Origin of the sequence: Truepera radiovictrix DSM 17093, from assembly GCF_000092425.1 — a bacterium.
Classification (GTDB): Bacteria; Deinococcota; Deinococci; order Deinococcales; family Trueperaceae; genus Truepera; species Truepera radiovictrix.
This window is the reverse complement of the sequence record NC_014221.1, coordinates 733,703-751,502: the sequence shown is the minus strand read 5'-3', so window position 1 is coordinate 751,502 and position 17,800 is coordinate 733,703. Positions and strand designations below refer to the sequence as shown.

The window sequence follows — 17,800 nt, the reverse complement described above, 5'->3', positions numbered from 1 at the left end:
GACCCCCTCACGGCTGGGCCGACGGCTCGCGCGCAGGCTCGGCGCGCCCGAGCTCGCGCAGCCGCAACCAGCAGGCGCTGGCAATCAGCAGCACGGTCACCGCGATCGTCAGGTAGATGAGCTGCGGCGGCGTCTGGGACAGGGTCAACCCCCCCGTCGCCAAGACGAGCGCCGCCCCCCAGAGGATCAACACCGTCAGCCGCTTCGACCCGCTCCGCAACCGGATGAGGTCGTGCAGGTGGTCGTTACGCGCCGTTGCCGGGTTGACCCCGCGCGACAGGCGGCGCAGCGTCACCTGGGTGAGGTTGAGTACAGGCAGCCCGAGGATCAACACGGGCGCGGCGACGGTGACCGCTGCGGTGACTTTCAGCGCCCCCAGGACGCTCGCCGCGGCCAGCACGAAACCGAGCAAGTAGGCCCCCGAGTCGCCCATGATGAGCTTGGCGGGGTTGTAGTTGTGGCGCAAAAAGCCGAGCGCCGCGCCCGCGAGCGCCGCCAAGAGCAGCACCGCCGCCCCGCGGTCGGGGAGCTGCACGGCGACGGCCAAAAGGGCGAGGCTTGAAATCGCGGCGATCCCCGACGAGAGCCCGTCGAGCCCGTCGATAAAGTTGAAAGCGTTGGTAAAACCCACGACCCAGAGCAGCGTCACACCGACCGACAGCGGTACGCCGAGGTAGTGATACGGGGAGGCGGTGGGGTCGAAGTAGTTGGTGATAAAGTCGATCGTCACGCCGTTGGCGACCAGGATCCCCGCCGCCACAAACTGCCCCGCGAGGCGCAGTACGGGCGAGAGCTCCCAGAGGTCGTCGAAAAGCCCCAAGAGCGTCATCAGCGCGGCGCCCAAAATGATGGCCAAGAGTTCGAGGCGAAGGGCGCCGATGAGCTCCGGTTGGAGCGCCCCGCCGACAATCAGGGCGAGCATAAAGCCGGTGAAGATCGCCAGCCCGCCGATGTTGGGGACCGCCCCCTCGTGGACGCGCCGACCGCCGCCTTGCTGCACCGCCCCGACGCGCCTAGCAGCGCGCGCCACGAGCGGCGACAGCGCCGCGACGCAAAGCAGCGCGAGCAAAAAGGTGAGCAGCACGGCGGGCAGGTAGAGCAGGAGCGTGGCGCGCACCCCTCTAGTTTACGCTGCTCCCCGCGCGGTGTGTAAAGTAGGGATGTACCCTATAGCCTTCAGGCGGTGCAAGTGGCGCTACGGGCGCCCCTTCGGTCTTGCGCGGTCGCTTCGCGACCGCGCCCGAACTCCTGGGCTCCGCACTACCGGCACCGAGCTAGCGCGTCCCGTAGATGCGGTCGCCCGCGTCGCCGAGGCCGGGTACGATGTAGCCGTGCTCGTTGAGGCGCTCGTCTTGCGCCGCCAGGATGATCTCGACGTCGGGGTGGGCTTCGTGCACCGCCGCGATCCCTTCGGGGGCACCCAAGATGCAGAGGAGCCGGATCGCCTTGGCGCCGAGCCCTTTAAGGATGCTCACCGCGGCGACCGCGCTGCCGCCGGTCGCGAGCATCGGGTCGAGCAGAAACACGTCGCGCTCGGCGACGTCCGAGGGGAGTTTGTTGTAGTACTGCACCGGTGCCAAGGTCTGCGGGTCGCGGTAGAGGCCGATGTGGCCGACGCGCGCGGCCGGTACGAGCGTCAAGATGCCGTCGACCATCACCAGCCCCGCGCGCAAAATCGCGATCAACGCGAGTTTTTTGCCGCTCAAACGGCGCACCCTGGCGGGGGCGACGGGGGTCTCGACGGTGACCTCTTCGAGGGGAAGGTGCCGCATCGCCTCGAAGGCCATGAGCATGCTGATCTCGCGGCAGAGGTCGCGAAAGCTGCGGACGTCGGTGTTTTTGTCGCGCAAGATGGCGAGCTTGTGCTGCACAAGCGGGTGGTCGATGACCGTGACCGGGGCCGTGTCGGGCATGCCCTAAGCTACCACGCGCCCCCGGCTGCCCTCACGCGGCACGACCGCCCCGGGCGCCCGCACCACGGGCCTTGGCGCCGCTGACGGGTCGGCGTACGCGCTTTGGGTCGGCCGCTCTCCCACGAGAAGCTGTTAGCGGCCTCACAGCGACCTCTCAGAGGGCTGGGTCAGACTGAACGACATGGGGCGCACCCCCGAAGGAGCGTTGTTGTGAAAAGATCCCTCACGTTCATGCTTTTGCTCGTGCTGCTCGCAGCCTGTGGACGAGACGCCCCCCCCGAGGAGCCGTTTGGCGTCGCGCTGACCGCCGACGCGACCCAAGGTCAGGCCCCCTTGACGGTCAACTTTAGCGCGGCCGTCCCCAACGCCGACGGCGCCGTCGGTTACGTTTGGGATTTCGGTACGGGCAGCACCGTGCAGGGCAGCGCCAGCCGCTCGTACACCTTCACCGAGGCCGGTACCTACGACGTCCGGGTGACCGCCACCCGCCGCGGGGTGAGCGCCAGCGACACGGTTCAGGTCACCGTCGCCGAAGCGCCCGACGACCCCGACAACGCCCCCCCCGTCGTCGAGCTGACCGCCTCGAGCATCGCCGGGCAGGCCCCTTTGGAAGTGACCTTCGTCGCTACCGCCATCGACCCCGACGGCGACCCGCTCCAGTACAGCTGGAACTTCGGCGACGGCACGACGCTCGCTGCCACCTCCGAAAACACCCAAACCCACCGCTTCGAGCGCACAGGGCGCTTTGACGTCACGGTGACCGTGACCGACGGCCGGGGTGGGGTCGCGCAGCAAGGACTTCAGATCGCCGTAGCGAACCCCGACGAGATCAACGTGCCAGACCCCGTCGAACCCCCCGTGCCACCGGGCGAGGCGAACCGCCCCCCCACGGTGACGCTCTCGGGGAGCACCGCGCAGGGGCCAGCGCCGCTCACGGTCTCCTTTAACGCCACCGCCTCCGACCCCGACGGCGACCCCTTGACCTACCGCTGGAACTTCGGCGACGGCACCACGGCCGAGGGCAACGCCAGCCAGACGGTGACCTACACCGAACCGGGCGAGTACACCGCTTCGGTAGTCGTCTCCGACGGGCTCGCCGAGGCGCGCGCGAGCTTTTCGGTGCGGGTCACGGAAGGCGCGGTGGGCAGCACCCCCCCCGAAGTGACGGTCGACGCCACCCCGCTCCAGGGCGAAGCGCCCTTGGCCGTTACTTTTACGGCCACTACCGACGCCGAGGGCGTGAGCTTTTTGTGGGACTTCGGCGACGGCACCATCTCGAGCGACAACCCCGCCCGTCACACCTACCGCACCCCCGGCAGCTACACCGCGTCGGTGACGGTGCGTAACGACGACGGGGTGGCCCGCGAGGAGGTCGCGGTGACGGTGCGCCCCTCCGACAACGCCACCCCACCCCCCAGCGACATCCCCTTCTACGGCGAGTGGGCCTGGGCGGCGCGCGGCGAGGACACCGGCAGAGTCTATGAGGGCTTCGTGAGCGTGTCGCGGCGCACCCCCCCGCCGGCCGACCCCGCGCTCGCCGAGAGCTTCGTCGACGGCGGCAGCGGCGCCTGGACGTACTGCCCGGCGGGCATCGACGCCTGCGGCGGGCCGACCGGCCTCGGTTTCATCGATATCGTCAACTACGGTTCGGGCGACCTCTACGACATCGTCTTCGTATACGAGAGCGGCGAGGTAGCGATGGTCGCTTTTGACGACGACGACACCGTCGGCAACGAGGTCGGGGGCGCCCCGACGCTCATGGGCGGTGGCATCTGGTTCTTCGAGGACGGCAGCGGCGAGGGGCTAAGCTTCGCCATGGTCAAGATCGACAACACCCCGGCGATCACCGAGCACGCCGTTTTGGAGGCCGCCCGCGCGGAGCTCTTGCAGCGTCTCGGACGCGAGGACTAAAGAGCGCGAGCGCATTTCGGCTGACCGCTGTCTGTACCCGTGGCGTGTCTGTACCCGTGGAGGTGGGGCTTTGCGCCCCACCTCACGGTGTCATGGTGTTTTGAGGTTTCGTGTCGTTGGCCGTGTGGGTGCCGCACCGCTTGCACGGGCCCCGAAGCAGCGCGGTTGCGCCCTCTCGGAGCGCGGTCACGGGAGCTGCAACCGGTGCGGCGAGTGCGTCAGCAGCTCCGCCCCCGTCTCGGTGACGAGCACCTCGTCTTCGAGGCGCACCCCGCCGAAACCGGGCAGGTAGACGCCGGGTTCGACCGTCATCACCATCCCCGGCTCTAAAGGATCCAAGACCCCTTCGGCGAGCTGCGGAATGCTTTCGTGCACCTCGAGCCCGAGCCCGTGGCCGGTGCGGTGGATAAAGCGCTCGCCAAAGCCCGCCTCGGCGATCACGCGCCGCGCGGCGCGGTCGACCTCCTGCATCGGCACACCCGGGCCGACCGCGCGCACCGCCGCCCGGTTGGCCGCGCTCACGACCTCGTAGAGGCGCCTCAGCGCCGCCGGCGGCTCCCCGAGGCAGAAGGTCCGGGTGATGTCGGCGGGGTAGCCGCCGCACGTGCCGCCGAAGTCGATGAGCAGGGGCTCCCCCGCGCGGAGCCGGCGGTCACTCACCGCGCCGTGGGGCAGGGCGCTGTTGGGGCCCGTCTGCACGAGCGGCGCGAACGCGTGCCCCTCGCTGAGCGCCGCGCTGAGCGCGTTTGTAAGCCGCGCGGCGATCTCGCGCTCGCTCAGCCCCGGCTCGAGCTGCGCCAAAAGCGCCTCTAGCGCGGCTTCGCTGAGCGCCGCCGCGCGCCGCATCGCCAAAAGCTCCGCTTCGTCTTTGCGCGCGCGCAATCGCAGCAGGTCGCGCGTGCAGTCGCGTACCCCCAACCCCGGCTGAAGGCGCTGGAGCAGCAGAAGCTCGCTCACGCGCATCGCCGACGCGTCGACGCCGAGCTCGCCCGCCAAAGCGAGCTCGCCCAAGGCGCGCCGAAACGCCCCCTCGGGCCCCTCGTCGTCGCGCCAGGTCAGCACCGACGCCCCCAAGTCGGGGTGCGCCTCGAGCTGAGGGCGCTCGAGCTCGGGGGCGACGATCAGCAGCGCCGCCCCCCGAACGAACGCCACCGTCGGGCGCTCCGAGGGGTGGAGGGCGAGCCCCGTGAAGTAGCGCAGGTTGGCGCCCGGTACGAGCGCGACGGTGCCTAGCGCCGCGAGCTTGGCGCGGCGCGCTTGAAACAGCGTCTCTGGGCCTGTGGGGGTGCTCATACGCGCAGCATACCGCCGCGCCGTCCTGGACGCCTTTGGGACGCCTTGACCCACCTTAAAAAATAAGGTAAAATGGCCGTACTGATGACGATGTAGGTCACCCCCTTTAGCGCGCCCACGGCCCCGTCTCCGGCGCCACCCGTTTTTCCCCACCCTCTGCTCACAGACACAAGAATGAGGTGTTCTATGACCGACGCTGCCCTGACAGCTCACCCCGGTTTTGCCATCCCCAGCACGCTCGCCCTCCCGACCCGCGTTTTGGAGCCCGGCGACACCCTCTACGAGGAGGGCCGCGAGGCGAGCTCGCTCTACATCGTCGGTAGCGGCGTGCTTAAAGCCATCGTGCCGACGTCGATGGGCAAAGAGCGCATCGCCGACCTCTACGGCCCCGGCGACGTCCTCGGCACCGCCGCGCTCGATGGCGGCCTCCACGCCGAAACGGTCCAGGCCGTCCACGACGCGCAGCTCACCCCCCTAGACCCGCAGCAGGCGATGAACGACAAGCGGCTCCGCGAGTACATCCTGCGCAGCCTCGCGCGGCAGCTGCGCCACGCCCGCGAAGCGCTCGACGACGCCGAGCTGCCCGTCGGCGCCCGCGTCACCCGCGCGTTCCTGCGCCTGACCGAGCGCTTCGGCCAGGCCTCGGACAGCGGCGAGGGCGTCAAGCTCCCCCTCGCGCTCACCCACGAGGACCTCGCCTCACTCACGGGCTCCTCGCGCGTGACCATCACCCGCATCTTGGGCGAGCTGCGCCAAGAGGGCGCGCTCTCGGGCACCCGCGGCGTCTACCTCGCTAACCCCAAAGGCCTCGAGGCCGCCACCGACGAGTACGTGATGCAGGTGCTGTAGCACAGCAACGAGCCATGAGTTATGAGCCACGAGTCAAACCCTCGTGGCTCGTTGCTCATTGCTTATGACTGGCTCATTGCTATAGTCACCCCATGAAACTCCTCTACCCCACGTCGCTCGAGCTGCGCCCGGACGCCTTTACCCTCCCGGGCGTGAGCGCTCTTCCCTACGACGTCGCCGCCCCCTTGCCGGCGGCGCACGAAGACGCCGAGGTGCTCGTCACCTGGGGCAACAGCGCCGAGATGCTGCGGGGCGCGGCGGCGCGGATGACGCGGCTGCAGTGGGTCCAGTCGCTCGCGGCGGGCCCCAACGACGTCCTTAAAGCGGGGTTCCCAGCGCACGTGCGCGTCACCTCGGGGAGCGGGCTGCACGACCACACGGTCGCCGAGCACACCCTCGGGCTCCTGTTGGTCGCCGCGCGCCGCTTTCACGAGATGCGCGACGCGCAGCGCCAGCGGCGTTGGCCGGGGCACCTGGGCGGGTTGCAACCGGACCGGCCCAAGGGGGCGTTCCGAACCCTTCAGGACGCCAGGGTCCTCATCTGGGGTTTTGGCAGCATCGGCCAGCGCTTAGCGCCGCTCCTCACCATGCTGGGCGCCGAGGTGCGGGGCGTCGCGCGCAGTGCCGGGGAGCGCGCCGGCTTCCCCGTCTTCGCCGCCGACGCGCTCCCCGAGCTTCTCCCCGAGACCGACGCCTTGGTGATGATCCTGCCCTCGAGCCCCGAGACGCGCCACGCCCTCTCGGCGGCGCTGCTCGCGCACCTGCCGCGCCACGCCTGGGTCGTCAACGTCGGGCGCGGCGACACCCTCGACGAGGGGGCGCTCGTCGCGGCGCTCCAGCAGAGGCGCCTGGGGGGCGCCGCCCTCGACGTCTTCGAGACCGAACCGCTCCCCGAGAGCTCGCCCTTGTGGGCGCTGGAGAACGTCATCATCTCGCCGCACGCCGCGGGGGGTCGGCCGCAGGGGGCGGAGGCGCTCATCCGGGACAACGTCGCGCGCTTTCTCGCCGGAGAGCCCCTGAGGAACCTGGTGGCCCGCTAACGTCTGCCGCCCGCGCGGGGCCGTACACTCCCCTTATGGACACCTCGACGCTAGCCGTCACCCACAACGAGGCCGCCAACCGCTTCGAGATCCCCTTAGAGGGCGCTCTGGCGGTGCTCGAGTACACCCTGCACAACCGCACGATGGCGATCACCCACACGGGGGTGCCCCGACCCTTCGAGGGCCGCGGCGTCGCCAGCAGGCTCACCCGCGCGGCGCTCGAGTACGCCCGCGACCAGGGGTACGCGGTCGCGCCCTACTGCCCGTTCGTGGCGCGCTACCTCGACCGGCACCCGGAGTTTGGGGCGCTGCGCGCCCCTAACGACGCGTCACCTCGGGGGTAGCCTCTAAGCCCCCCGCGCCCGCCCGCCGCGGCCCAACAGGCACGCTGCGGCCTGTTCGCCGCTCTCCATCGCCCCCTGGATCGAACTCATGCTGGTCGCCTCGGAGGCGATCACGACGTTCGGGAGCGGGGTGCGGTGCGGCAGCAGGTGCGCGGCGAAACCGGGCGGTTGAGCGAACTGCGCAAACGGGATGCGCTCGACCGCCAAGAGCCGCAGCGCCGCCGCCGCCATGCCGTACCACGCGCCCAGCTCGGCGCGCACGGCGGTCTCGAGCGCCGCGTCGTCCTCGGGCACCCCCAAAACGGTCACCACGAGCAGGTGCTGCCCCTCGGGGGCCAGGAGGGGGTTGACGTTGCTCACCCAGATCGCGTTGTTGATCACGCCGGGCTCGGCGTTGAGCAACAGCCGCCGTTCGTCGTCCAAAGGGCGCGTGGCGGCGAAGTAGAGGTAGGTGCTGCCGACCCCCGTGAGCGCACTCGGCGCCGAGACGCCCGTTAGACGCGCCACCTCGGGGGGGTCGGTGGCGACGATCACCCGAGACGCCTCTAGCGTCCCGTCCGCGAGCCTCACCGTGACGCCGTCCTCGCGCGCCGAGAGCGCCTCGACGCGGGCGCCCAGGGTCACGTCCAAACCTTCGGCAAGCCCCTGCGTCACCCGGCCCATCCCGCCGCGCGGCAGGGTCGTCCGGCCACTCAGCAGCATCCGGAAGTAGTAGCGAAAGAGCCGCGCCGAGGTCGAGAGGTCGCGCTTTAAAAAGATGCCCCCGAAAAAGGGGGCGAAAAAGCGCCCGATGGCCCGCTCGGAGAAGCCGAAGCGGCGCAGAAAGTCCCCCGTCGGTTCGTCGTCGCCGAGCAGCAGGTGCGCGGCGGGGACGCCGCTTAACTCGGCGGCGAGCTTGCCGACGAGCAGCTTATCTTTGAGCGAGAAGGTGCGCGCGCGCAGGGTCGTGGGGAGGCTTTTGGGGTCGCGCACGGGGTCGCCGACGCGCTCACGCCCCCCCGGGCTCATGATCACCGCCCCGGGCGGCAGCGTCACGAGGTCGAGGCGCGCGAGGTCGAGCTCGCGCCCCACGGCCGGGTAGGCGGTAAAGAGCACCTGAAAGCCGCGGTCGAGGGTAAAGCCGTCCAGCACGCGCGAACGCACCCGCCCGCCGACCTCGCCGGCAGCCTCGAGCACCCGCACGCCCACCCCCGCGCGGCGCAGCGCCCGCGCCGCCGTGAGCCCCGCCAGGCCGCCCCCGATGACGACCGTTGGTTGCATCTGTGTCATCGCTCTAGTCTAACGCGGCCCCGCGCTAAAACCCGGCTCCCGCAGCTTGCGCCAGCAGACGCCCCGTAACGCATCTCAACCGACGCCGCGACGCGAGTGCTAGTGTAAGGGCGCTAAGACCTCACGGCGAGCCACGAAGAGCAGGTGACCCATGACCGAGCGCCCAACGAGCCACTTTGAACGCGAAATCTATGAGCAACCCGAGGTGTTGGCCAACTTGCTCGAGGGCGGCCCTGCCCAGGCGGCGGTGCAGAGGGTCGCGCAGGCGCTGCGCGAGCGCCCCCCGGCGCTCATCGCCACGCTCGCGCGCGGTTCGTCGGACAACGCGGTGACGTTTTTCACCTACCTCGCGGGGCAGACGCTGGGGCTGCCCGTCGCCAGCTTGCCGCCGAGCCTGCTCAGCGTCTACCGGAGCAACCTGCGCCTCCAGGAGGTCTTGGGGATCGGCGTCAGCCAGTCGGGTGAGAGCAGCGACGTCGTTGAGGGGCTGCGCGCCCTGAAAGCAGCGGGCGCCACCACCGTCGCCGTCACCAACCGTGCGAGCAGCGCGCTCGAGCGTGCGGCGCACCACACCCTCTTGCAGGGAGCGGGCACCGAACGGGCGGTAGCGGCCAGCAAAACCGTCACCTCCCAGATGCTGCTGCTGGCGCTCTTGGTCGCGCACTGGGGGGAGGACGCGGCGCTTCTAAACGCGCTAAAAGCGGTGCCGGAGCAGATGCAGAGGCTGTTGGGGGCGCCCGCAGGGCTCGAGCACCTCGCGCTGCGCCTCACGCACGCCCGCAGCGCCTACGTGCTCGGGCGCGGGCTCTCGTATGGCCCGGCGCTCGAGACCGCCCTCAAGCTCAAAGAGACGGCCTACGTGCAAGCGCAGGCCTACTCGTCGGCGGAGTTTCAGCACGGCCCCATCGCCGCCGTGAACCCCACCGACCCCGTGCTGATGCTCGCGCTAGACGACGGGACGCTCGAGTCCAACTTAGAGGCCGAGCGCAAGCTCTTGGAGGTCGGCGCCGACTTAAGCGCGCTAAGTAGCGACCCGGGGCTCTGCGACCGCGCGAGCGCCGCCGTAAGGTTGCCGAGCGGGCTGCACCCCGTCACCCAGAGCTTTCTGCTGGTGCTCGCGGGGCAGCTCTTGGCGCTCTACCTCACCCGCGCCAAAGGGCTCGACCCCGACGCGCCCAGGCACCTCAACAAGGTCACCAAGACGATGTGACGGTCGGCGATGGGGTGCGGCGCGGCTCCTAGCGCAGGTGCGCGGTGTCGTTGACGGCGCTGACGACCGTGCCGCCCGGGCCGATCACCAGCCTCGTCACGCTGCCCGTGTCGATCTGAAAGCGCCACGACGCCCCCTGCGGCAACCCGGTAAAGCGGTAGAGGGCGCAGCGCACGGCACCGCCGTGGGTAAAGGCGATCACCCGCCCCGACGGGGGGAGCTCGGTGAGCCACGCCGAAACCCGCTTGAGCACGTCTTCGTACGATTCACCCCCCGGTGCGCGGCAGCGGTAGGGGTCTTGGCGCCACCTCTCGAGCGCGCGCCGGTCGTCCTCCTCGAGCGACGACCAGACCTTGCCCTCCCACGCGCCGAAGTGCATCTCGCGCAGCCGCGCGTCGAGTTTGATCTCCGCCGCCGGCAGCGCGAGCCGCGCGGTGTAGCGCGCCCGCGCTAGGTCTGAGGCGTAGACCTCGTCGAACGGGGTGCTCGCGAGGCGCCGGCCGAGCAGCTCGGCCTGGCGCACCCCGAGTTCGGAGAGCGGTGGGTCGCTCTGACCCTGCGCGCGCCCCTCCCGGCTCCAGGGGGTTTCGCCGTGGCACACGAGCCAGAGCTCGAGGCTAGCCATCTAGACCCTCGGGGTTTGGCGCCACCCCGACGCGCCTAAACGCCGCCCCACGCTGCCCCTGTCGTCCACTCACCACACCCGCCGCCTCCTCATTGCGTCTTGGCTCGGTCGCCGCCCGGTCGCAGAGATCGGTCCACCCCGGGCCACGACACGGCATCACACCACGCCCACCTTAAGCGCGACTTAACCCTAGCGCACCCTGCCGACGGCTTCAACCGCTCACCGGCGGGCCGCGCCGCGAGGCGTGCGTCACGTGACGAGCGGCTGCCTCGCGACGCGCAGGTCAGCTTGGGGCTCGAGGTGTGCGGTGTCGTTGACGCTGACGAGCGTCGTGCGCCCGTTGTGGATATGCAGCCTGGTGATCCCCGCGTTCGACGCGGTAAAGCGCCAGGTCGCGCCTTCGTGGGCCCCGACGATGTGGTGCAGCAGCGCGTAGATCACCCCGCCGTGCGTCACGGCGGCGACCTTGCCGCGCGCGGGCAGGCTCTCAAGCCACGCCACCGCCCGCACGCTGAGGTCGCGGTAGTTCTCCCCCTGCGGCGGGCGCACGTTGATCAGGTCGCGCTGCATCTGCGCGTAGACGTCCTTCGCCTCCCCGACGAGCTCGGCACCCAGGTGCCCCTCGAGGGTGCCGCGCGAGATCTCGCGCAGGCGCTCGTCGAGCGTCAAGGGGACGCCGGGCAGGGCGAGCTCCGCCGTCTGCACGGCGCGCCTTAAGTCGGAGCAGTAGACGATGTCGAAGCGCTCCCCCATGAGGCGCCCCCCCAAACGGCGCGCCTGGAGCTCCCCGAGGGCGCTTAGTGGGTTGTGCTGCTGACCCTGAATGCGCCCCTCACGGTTCCAGTCGGTTTCACCGTGCCGAATCAGCCACAACTCTAGCATCAACCCACTGTAACAGGCTCCTTGCGCGAGGTTGTGAGGCGCACCGCCGCTACGAGGTCGGCGCCCGAGCGCGCGTCTCCCGGTCGAGGACCGCCACCGTCTCGGCGTAACGCCGCTGCGCCCCCTGTGGGCTGTCGGCGAGGCACACCACGCCGAGCTTGCCGAACTCCGACAGGGCGCCGATCAGGTGAAACACCACCCCCTGCTGCTCGGCGCCGTGAAAGTGAAGGCCGTGGTACACCGAGATGTCGATCAGGTCGTCCGGTGAGAACCCGCGGTAGCTCGGGCTCTGCAGGTTGTCTGAGGTGTAGTAGTAACGCGGCTCCCCCGTGGGGGTCAGGTAGAGCCCCGTCGCAGCGTCGTAGACGCCATCTGTGAGAAACTGCAGCATCATAAAGGGGTGGGTGGTGCCCCCCTTGCGCAGATTGATCTCGATAGCGAGGTGCCGCCACCTTTCGCCCGCTTGAACCGACACGAAGTCGACGCCGAAGCGGCCGAGCGCGCCGCGGCTCCGGAGCACCTCGCCGATGCGCAGCCCCGCCGCCTGGATGTCGCAGCGGTAGGCCGCGTCCGCGGGAAAGCTCGCGCCGAGGTAGATCTGCCCCGAAGGTCCCCCCAAGACCTGATCGTGCGTCGACACGAGGTGGACCTGGCCGACCGGGTTGATCCGGCACTGCACCGAAGGGGAACGCTTCTGCGCCCCCTCGATCCAGCTCTCGACCACCCCGCCCATGGCGGCAAACTGGGCAAAAAAGTGCTCGTAGCGCTCCCCCGGCGCCTCAAAGCGGAGCTTTCTGGGGAGTTCGCGCCGGATCCACGCGCGGCTTCCCTTGGGTGGGCAGTCACCAAACGCGAAGACGGCGTTTCCTTCGCCCGAGGCGCCCTCGTTGAGCTTGATTGCAGCGCGCTCCAGCGTGGGGTGGCGCCGTTTAAGCGCGTAGAGCGCGCTGACGACGTCCCCTTCGTCACGCAGGTCTTCAAAACCGTCGGGCAGCGCCACCCCCGCCTCCCGAAAGACCTTGCGGCTGCCACTTTTGCTCCCCAACGCGTTGAGCTCGGGGTCACAGGCGTAGAGCGGCACGCCGAGCTTGACCGCAAGCGTCCGCTCGAGCCCCGTGGCGTTAAAGCAGGTCAGGTGCGTCGTCGCGGGGTCGGGGATCGCCGCTTTGAGCCGCTCTAAGAGCCTGGGGCGCGCCAGGATCTTTTGGGTGAGCGGCACGCTCGAGGCGTCGTGGGCGCTAAGCAGCGTGAGCCGCGCGCGGGCGTGCGACGCCGGCACCCCCGGCAAGAGGTGCAGGTAGTAGTCGATGATCGACGGGTGCACCGGCTGGCTCGTGACCAGCACGACGCGGGTGCGCGGCAGCCTGAGCAGCATCAGCAGACAGAGCAGGCGCTCCTCGTAGTGCTGCACCCCGGTAATCTTGGCGAGCACCTTAGCGTCCATGCTGAGGCTGGGGACCACCACGACCGTGCGGGGCTCCCGCGGGTTCTCGAAGACCCGCTCGTAGAGCGCAGGCAGGCGCGCCTGAAGGGCGGCGAAACGCCGCCGCTCTTCCCGCAGATCGGACTCGTCCATACACCCCTGCCCCTTCAGCTCGGCGCTCGAGGCCGCCAGCGCGCTTGGGGATCGTCGGTGACCTCTCTGCACATTATAGGAGCTGCGCTCGCACCACTACGACCCCCTCGGCGCGCCGGGGGACTTCGTGGCCGCGGGGCTCAACCCAAACGCCGCTGCCGCCGTAAGAGGTAGAGGAAAAACGGCCCCCCGACGAGCGCCGTGACCACGCCGATGGGCAGTTCAGCGGGGGCGATGACGGTGCGCGCGGCGAGGTCGGCGAGCACCATGAAAAGCGCCCCCACAAGCCCTGAGAGTGGGATCAGGGTGCGGTGGTCGGGGCCGACGGCGAGGCGCACGGCGTGCGGCACGATGAGGCCGACGAAGCCGATAATACCGGCGACGCTGACCGCCGCGGCGGTCGCGAGCGTCGCCACCGTGATCAGCGTCGCTTTAAAGGCTTCGAGCGGCAACCCGAGCTGCAGCGCGCTCTCCTCACCGAGCTGCATGACGTTGAGCGCCTGGGCCGAAGCCCACATCACCCCCCCAGCGAGCAGCGCGAGCGGCGTGAGCGTCGCGACCTGTGCCCAGCTCGAGAGCGCAAAGCTCCCTAAAAGCCAGCTCAGCACGCGCGCGGCGTTGTCGCGCTCCCAGAGCATCAGGTAAGAGGTCGCTGCAGAGAAGCTCGAGCCCAGCACCACCCCCGCGAGGATCAACGATACGAGCGGCAACCGGCCCCGCTGCTGGGCGAGCAGCACCGTCAGGGCGACCGAGATGAGGGCGAAGACAAAGGCGACGAGCGGCAAGCTGCGCGCCAAGAGGGGTACGCTCGCCCCGAAGACGAGCGCGACCGCCGCCCCAAACCCCGCCCCGCTCGCCGCCCCGAGCAAATAGGGGTCGGCGAGCGGGTTGCGAAAGACCCCCTGATAGGCCACCCCCGCGAGCGCGAGCGCGGCGCCGACCAGCGCCGCTAGGAGCACCCGCGGGAGGCGCACCTGCCAGACGATGGTGTCGGCGGTGCTCGAGAGCTCCCCCGTCAACCCGTGCCACACCGCCCGCAGCACCTCGGCGGGGCCGAGGGCGACCGACCCCACCCCTACCGCCAGCGTCATCCCAGCTAGCAGCAGCAGCGCCGCCAACAGCAGCGGCGTGATGTGAAAGCGCCAGCTCCAGGGGGCCGCCGCGCGCCGCGCCGGACGGCGGAGCATCGAGCGGTTCACGGCGCCGACTTGGTAGCGTCGTCGACGCCGACGAGCGTGTCGCAGGCGTCAAGGGCGCAGAGCGTCTCGGTGTGGCTGGGCATCATCGCCACCACCCGCTCCGGTTCCCGCTCGAGGGTCACGGTGACGCCTAGGTCGTCGGTGACGCTAAGGGGGTAAGCCCACGCCGCCGACGCGAGCGCGGCTAGCAGCGCGAACAGACTTGCCCAACGTTTGTAGAAACCAGAACCACTCACAAGCGCCTCCTCGGGCAGCTTGCGAGGGAGGCGCGATCATCCGTAGCACCGGCGCCGGTGCCGTCTATCGCCCGTCCTCGTCCTCGCAAGGGGTGCGTCAAGCGTCACGGTCGGCGATCGGGCTTCGAGGTTGTGGCGTTGGCGAAGACGCCGAGAGCGCAGCTAGCGAAACGCGCCCCCTCACCATCTGACAGCGTTCCTAAACCAGCTGACGCCTGCCTACCTCGTTACCGTTGCGGGACAGCGCCGGACTCTCACCGGACTTCCCCAACGCGTGCGCTAAGGGTGAGCTTACGGCGGCGTGAGGGGGTTGTCAACGTCGCGGCACACGGGCACGCAAGGTCGCCTACCCGACTGCACGGCCGCTAAGCGGTTTCTTCGGTGCCTTCGGCGCGCTTTGCGCTCGGCGAGCGGCGCTAACCGAGCGGTCACAGCGCCCAGCGGCGTTAACCGAGCGGTCACGGCGCCTCGTGGCGCTAGCCGAACGGTCACGGCACTGGCAACGCTCAGATCACGCGCACACGCAGCCTTACGGTGCAGCTAGCGAGCGCTCTGGGCCCGCAGCTCCCGGCGCAAAATCTTGCCGGTCGCGTTCATCGGCAGGCTCTTAACGACCTCCACCTGGCGCGGGTATTTGTAGGCCGCGAGGCGCTCCTTGCTCCAGTCGCGCAACCCCTCGGGGGTGAGGCTCGAGCCCTCTTGCAGCACCACAAACGCCTTGACCTCCTCCCCGTACTGCTCGTCGGGCACCCCGACGACGGCCGCCAAAGAGACCTCGGGGTGGGTCATGAGGACCTCCTCGACCTCGCGCGGGTAGACGTTGAAACCGCCCCGGATGATCATGTCTTTGAGGCGGTCGACGATGGTGAAGTAGCCGTCTTCGTCGCGCGTCGCGACGTCGCCCGTGTGAAACCAGCCGCCGCGCATCGCCTCGGCCGTCGCTTCGGGGCGGCCGTAGTAGCCTTTCATCACGTTGTGACCGCGCACGACGAGTTCGCCGGGTTCGCCCGGGGGCAGCTCCTGGTCGCGCTCGTCGACGACCTTGAGCTCGACACCGAAGACCGCCTGCCCGATAGAGCCCACCTTGCGCGGGCGGTCGGCGTGGTTAAAGCAGGCAATGGGGCTCGTTTCCGAGAGCCCGTAGCCCTCCAAGATGGGTACCCGAAAGGTCTCCTCGAAGCGCCTTAAAAGCTCGACCGGCATCGCCGAACCGCCGCTCAAGCAGATCTGCAGGCTGCTCACCTCGGGGTCGCCGCCCGCAGCTTTGACCGCGTTGAGTAGCCCCCAGTACATCGTCGGCACGCCCGCAAAGGTCGTCACGCCAGTTGCGCGCATGAGCCTAAGCGCCGCCTCCGGGTCAAAGCGCGGCATCAGCACGATCTGCCCGCCGCTATAAAACATCGCGTTCATGGCGCAGGTCTGACCGAAAACGTGAAAGAGGGGCAAGACGGCCAAAAACACCTGATCTTTTTGCGCGAGCTGCGGGCGTTCGACGAGCCGCGCCCCCACCACGGCGTTCATCACCATGTTGAGGTGGGTGAGCTCGGCCCCCTTGGGTTGGCCGGTCGTCCCCGAGGTGTAGAGGATCACCGCCGTGTCGTCCGCCTCGCGCGGCACCCCCTCGAAGGGACCCGCGTAGCGTTGCAGCAGCTCCCCGAAGGTCAGCGCCCCCTCTATAGGACTAGGGGCAGCAAGATCAGCGGTCATCACCACGAGGTGCTCGCACGAGGGCACCTCGGCGAAGGCCGCCGCACCCGCTCTCGCCATCGGCAGCTCGGCGGTGCCCTCGAAGACGAAGTAGGCTTTCGCGTCCGAATCCTTGAGGTGATAGCTGATCTCGGCGGGTTTGAGAAGGACGTTAAGGGGCACGACCACCATCCCGGCTTTCAGCACGCCGTAGTAGACCGCCGGGAAAAAGGGGAGGTTGGGGCAGCTCAGAGCGACCTTGTCGCCGGGCTTTAGCCCCTGGGCCGTGAGGTAGCCCGCGACCGCCGAGGCCATCGCGTCGAGTTGACCGTAGCTGTAGGTACGCTCGCCGAGGCGCAGTGCGACGCGCTCAGGGGTGGTGCGGGCGTGCTCCTGGACGAAGGTGGCTAGGCTCAGCATAGCGTCCTCCTCGAGATCGTGCGGCTTACAGAGACCGCAACAGGTATCGGTGACGCCCTAGCTTACCGCAACGACGCGTGACGCGCCCTGCCGTTACGGCCGGCAAATGCGCGCACCTTGCCTACGCACCCTATAATGAGGCTAGCGGCGCGCCCTACATGCTGGGTCGCTCGCTTGACAGCCAAGGGCGCCCTGGGGCACACGCACGCCACACGCGTCAAACCTATCACGGACTGCGCAGTTCAGCGGGGTGTTATCAGCGAGGTGTTATGCTGCCCAACCTAATCATCCTAGGCGCCATGAAAAGCGGGACGACGAGCCTTCACGAGTACCTCTCGTATCACCCCGAGATCTTTATGTCGCGGCGCAAAGAGCTCAACTTTTTCGTCGAGCACCAGGAGTGGCGCCGGGGCGTGGACTGGTACGCGTCGCACTTTGGGGGCAGCGAAGGGGCCACCGTGCGCGGCGAGAGCTCCCCCAACTACACCCGTCACCCGCTCTTTCCAGGCGTCCCCGAGCGCATGCACGCGCTTTTACCCGAAGCTAAACTCATCTACTGCGTGCGCGACCCCATCAAGCGCTTTGTGTCGCACTACCTGCACTCGTACTCGTTGGGCGCCGAAGACCGCAGCCTCGAGGAGGTGGCGGCCCTCACCGACACCCCCTATCTGCTCTGCAGCCTCTACAGCTTTCAGCTCGAGCGGTTTCTCGAGTTCTACCCGCCCACGCAGATCAAAGTCGTGGTGCTCGAAGAGCTGCAGCGCCGACCGCAGGAGACGCTACGGTCGGTCTTCGCGTTTTTGGGCGTCGACCCCTCCTACGAAGACGCGCGCTTCGCCGTCCCCTCGCGGACGATGCCGCCGGTAGCGGTGCGGCGCCGCGGACCGCTTAAACGCTGGCTCGTGCGGCGCAACAAACGCGGCGTGTACTGGATCGAGCGCAACCTCCCCTGGCTCTTCGGCCCCCCCATCGGGCTCCCCGCGCTCTCTGCGGAGCTGCGGCAGCGGCTCGCCGAGGCGTTCGCCGAGGACACCGACAGGCTGCGCCGCTGGACCGGTTACGACCTCGCGTCGTGGGGCACCTCGGCTGACGCGGCTAGCGATGGCCGCGACGCCGAAGCGCGCTGCGCGCGGCAGTTCGCCGGATAGCTCCAGCGGAGGGGGTCGCTGAATCGGGTCATCAGCGGGTCGGGTGACGCCAGCCGAGAGCTCGAGAGGGTGGCAGAGCGCCCGGCGCGACTGCGAACCGTAGCAGGTACCATCTGGTCAGAGACGCTCTCACATCGATAAGCGGTCGCTGATAATGAGGTCGCTCGGCACGCACGTTCCGAGATGACATCCCGCTACC

Annotated in this window: 16 protein-coding genes; 6 read left to right on the top strand and 10 right to left on the bottom strand. The window is 69.2% G+C overall.

From position 1 onward, the window contains the following. Positions 1 to 7: 7 nt before the first annotated feature. Together TRAD_RS03425 and upp are read right to left on the bottom strand one after the other, a co-directional pair. The gene (locus TRAD_RS03425) at positions 8 to 1,117 is read right to left on the bottom strand and encodes an MraY family glycosyltransferase (protein WP_013177191.1); all 1,110 of its coding nucleotides are present in this window, start codon (positions 1,115 to 1,117) and stop codon (positions 8 to 10) included. Between the two features lie 157 nt (positions 1,118 to 1,274). Further along, positions 1,275 to 1,913: a uracil phosphoribosyltransferase gene (gene upp / locus TRAD_RS03420; RefSeq protein ID WP_013177190.1), complete on the bottom strand. Its 639-nt coding sequence runs from the start codon at positions 1,911 to 1,913 to the stop codon at positions 1,275 to 1,277. Positions 1,914 to 2,123: 210 nt separating this feature from the next. Here upp and TRAD_RS03415 point away from each other — a divergent pair, with 210 nt between their 5' ends. After that, on the top strand, positions 2,124 to 3,824 hold the full coding sequence (locus tag TRAD_RS03415) for a PKD domain-containing protein (protein WP_013177189.1): 1,701 nt from the start codon (positions 2,124 to 2,126) through the stop codon (positions 3,822 to 3,824). A gap of 186 nt (positions 3,825 to 4,010) precedes the next feature. On the opposite strand, the gene TRAD_RS03410 is transcribed toward TRAD_RS03415, so the two are convergent. Continuing rightward, positions 4,011 to 5,117 carry a M24 family metallopeptidase gene (locus tag TRAD_RS03410; protein ID WP_013177188.1) on the bottom strand — a complete coding sequence of 369 codons (1,107 nt, stop codon included), beginning with the start codon at positions 5,115 to 5,117 and terminating at the stop codon, positions 4,011 to 4,013. A gap of 186 nt (positions 5,118 to 5,303) precedes the next feature. Here TRAD_RS03410 and TRAD_RS03405 point away from each other — a divergent pair, with 186 nt between their 5' ends. The 3 genes from TRAD_RS03405 to TRAD_RS03395 all read left to right on the top strand — a co-directional run bounded on the left by TRAD_RS03405 (position 5,304) and on the right by TRAD_RS03395 (position 7,350). Next, a complete protein-coding gene (locus TRAD_RS03405; RefSeq protein WP_013177187.1) occupies positions 5,304 to 5,966 on the top strand; it encodes a Crp/Fnr family transcriptional regulator in 663 nt (220 codons plus the stop codon). A gap of 92 nt (positions 5,967 to 6,058) precedes the next feature. After that, entirely contained in the window at positions 6,059 to 7,006 is a 948-nt protein-coding gene (locus TRAD_RS03400; protein WP_013177186.1) for a phosphoglycerate dehydrogenase, read from the top strand. 35 nt (positions 7,007 to 7,041) lie between these two features. Next, positions 7,042 to 7,350, top strand: a complete 309-nt coding sequence (locus TRAD_RS03395) for a GNAT family N-acetyltransferase (protein ID WP_013177185.1) — start codon at positions 7,042 to 7,044, stop codon at positions 7,348 to 7,350. A 3-nt stretch (positions 7,351 to 7,353) separates the two neighbouring features. On the opposite strand, the gene TRAD_RS03390 is transcribed toward TRAD_RS03395, so the two are convergent. Beyond that, positions 7,354 to 8,610: an NAD(P)/FAD-dependent oxidoreductase gene (locus TRAD_RS03390; protein WP_041947522.1), complete on the bottom strand. Its 1,257-nt coding sequence runs from the start codon at positions 8,608 to 8,610 to the stop codon at positions 7,354 to 7,356. Positions 8,611 to 8,770: 160 nt separating this feature from the next. On the opposite strand from TRAD_RS03390, the gene TRAD_RS03385 reads away from it, so the two are divergent. Further along, positions 8,771 to 9,829 carry an SIS domain-containing protein gene (locus TRAD_RS03385; RefSeq protein ID WP_013177183.1) on the top strand — a complete coding sequence of 353 codons (1,059 nt, stop codon included), beginning with the start codon at positions 8,771 to 8,773 and terminating at the stop codon, positions 9,827 to 9,829. Positions 9,830 to 9,857: 28 nt separating this feature from the next. Here the strand turns inward: TRAD_RS03385 and TRAD_RS03380 are convergent, their stop codons facing one another. From TRAD_RS03380 to TRAD_RS03355, 6 genes are all read right to left on the bottom strand, one after another. After that, positions 9,858 to 10,454, bottom strand: coding sequence for a histidine phosphatase family protein (locus TRAD_RS03380; RefSeq protein ID WP_013177182.1), 597 nt, complete (start codon positions 10,452 to 10,454; stop codon positions 9,858 to 9,860). 249 nt (positions 10,455 to 10,703) lie between these two features. Further along, positions 10,704 to 11,336, bottom strand: coding sequence for a histidine phosphatase family protein (locus TRAD_RS03375; protein WP_013177181.1), 633 nt, complete (start codon positions 11,334 to 11,336; stop codon positions 10,704 to 10,706). A 49-nt stretch (positions 11,337 to 11,385) separates the two neighbouring features. Continuing rightward, positions 11,386 to 12,912 carry a peptide ligase PGM1-related protein gene (locus TRAD_RS03370; protein WP_013177180.1) on the bottom strand — a complete coding sequence of 509 codons (1,527 nt, stop codon included), beginning with the start codon at positions 12,910 to 12,912 and terminating at the stop codon, positions 11,386 to 11,388. A 140-nt stretch (positions 12,913 to 13,052) separates the two neighbouring features. After that, a complete protein-coding gene (locus TRAD_RS03365; protein WP_221401645.1) occupies positions 13,053 to 14,111 on the bottom strand; it encodes a FecCD family ABC transporter permease in 1,059 nt (352 codons plus the stop codon). Continuing rightward, on the bottom strand, positions 14,108 to 14,347 hold the full coding sequence (locus TRAD_RS03360) for a hypothetical protein (RefSeq protein WP_013177178.1): 240 nt from the start codon (positions 14,345 to 14,347) through the stop codon (positions 14,108 to 14,110). The genes TRAD_RS03365 and TRAD_RS03360 overlap by 4 nt, the downstream gene beginning before the upstream one ends. A 540-nt stretch (positions 14,348 to 14,887) precedes the next feature. After that, a complete protein-coding gene (locus TRAD_RS03355) occupies positions 14,888 to 16,453 on the bottom strand; it encodes a long-chain-fatty-acid--CoA ligase (protein WP_013177177.1) in 1,566 nt (521 codons plus the stop codon). A 269-nt stretch (positions 16,454 to 16,722) separates the two neighbouring features. Between TRAD_RS03355 and TRAD_RS15030 the strand changes: the two genes are divergently transcribed. Beyond that, the gene (locus tag TRAD_RS15030; protein WP_013177176.1) at positions 16,723 to 17,601 is read left to right on the top strand and encodes a sulfotransferase family protein; all 879 of its coding nucleotides are present in this window, start codon (positions 16,723 to 16,725) and stop codon (positions 17,599 to 17,601) included. Positions 17,602 to 17,800: the final 199 nt, after the last annotated feature.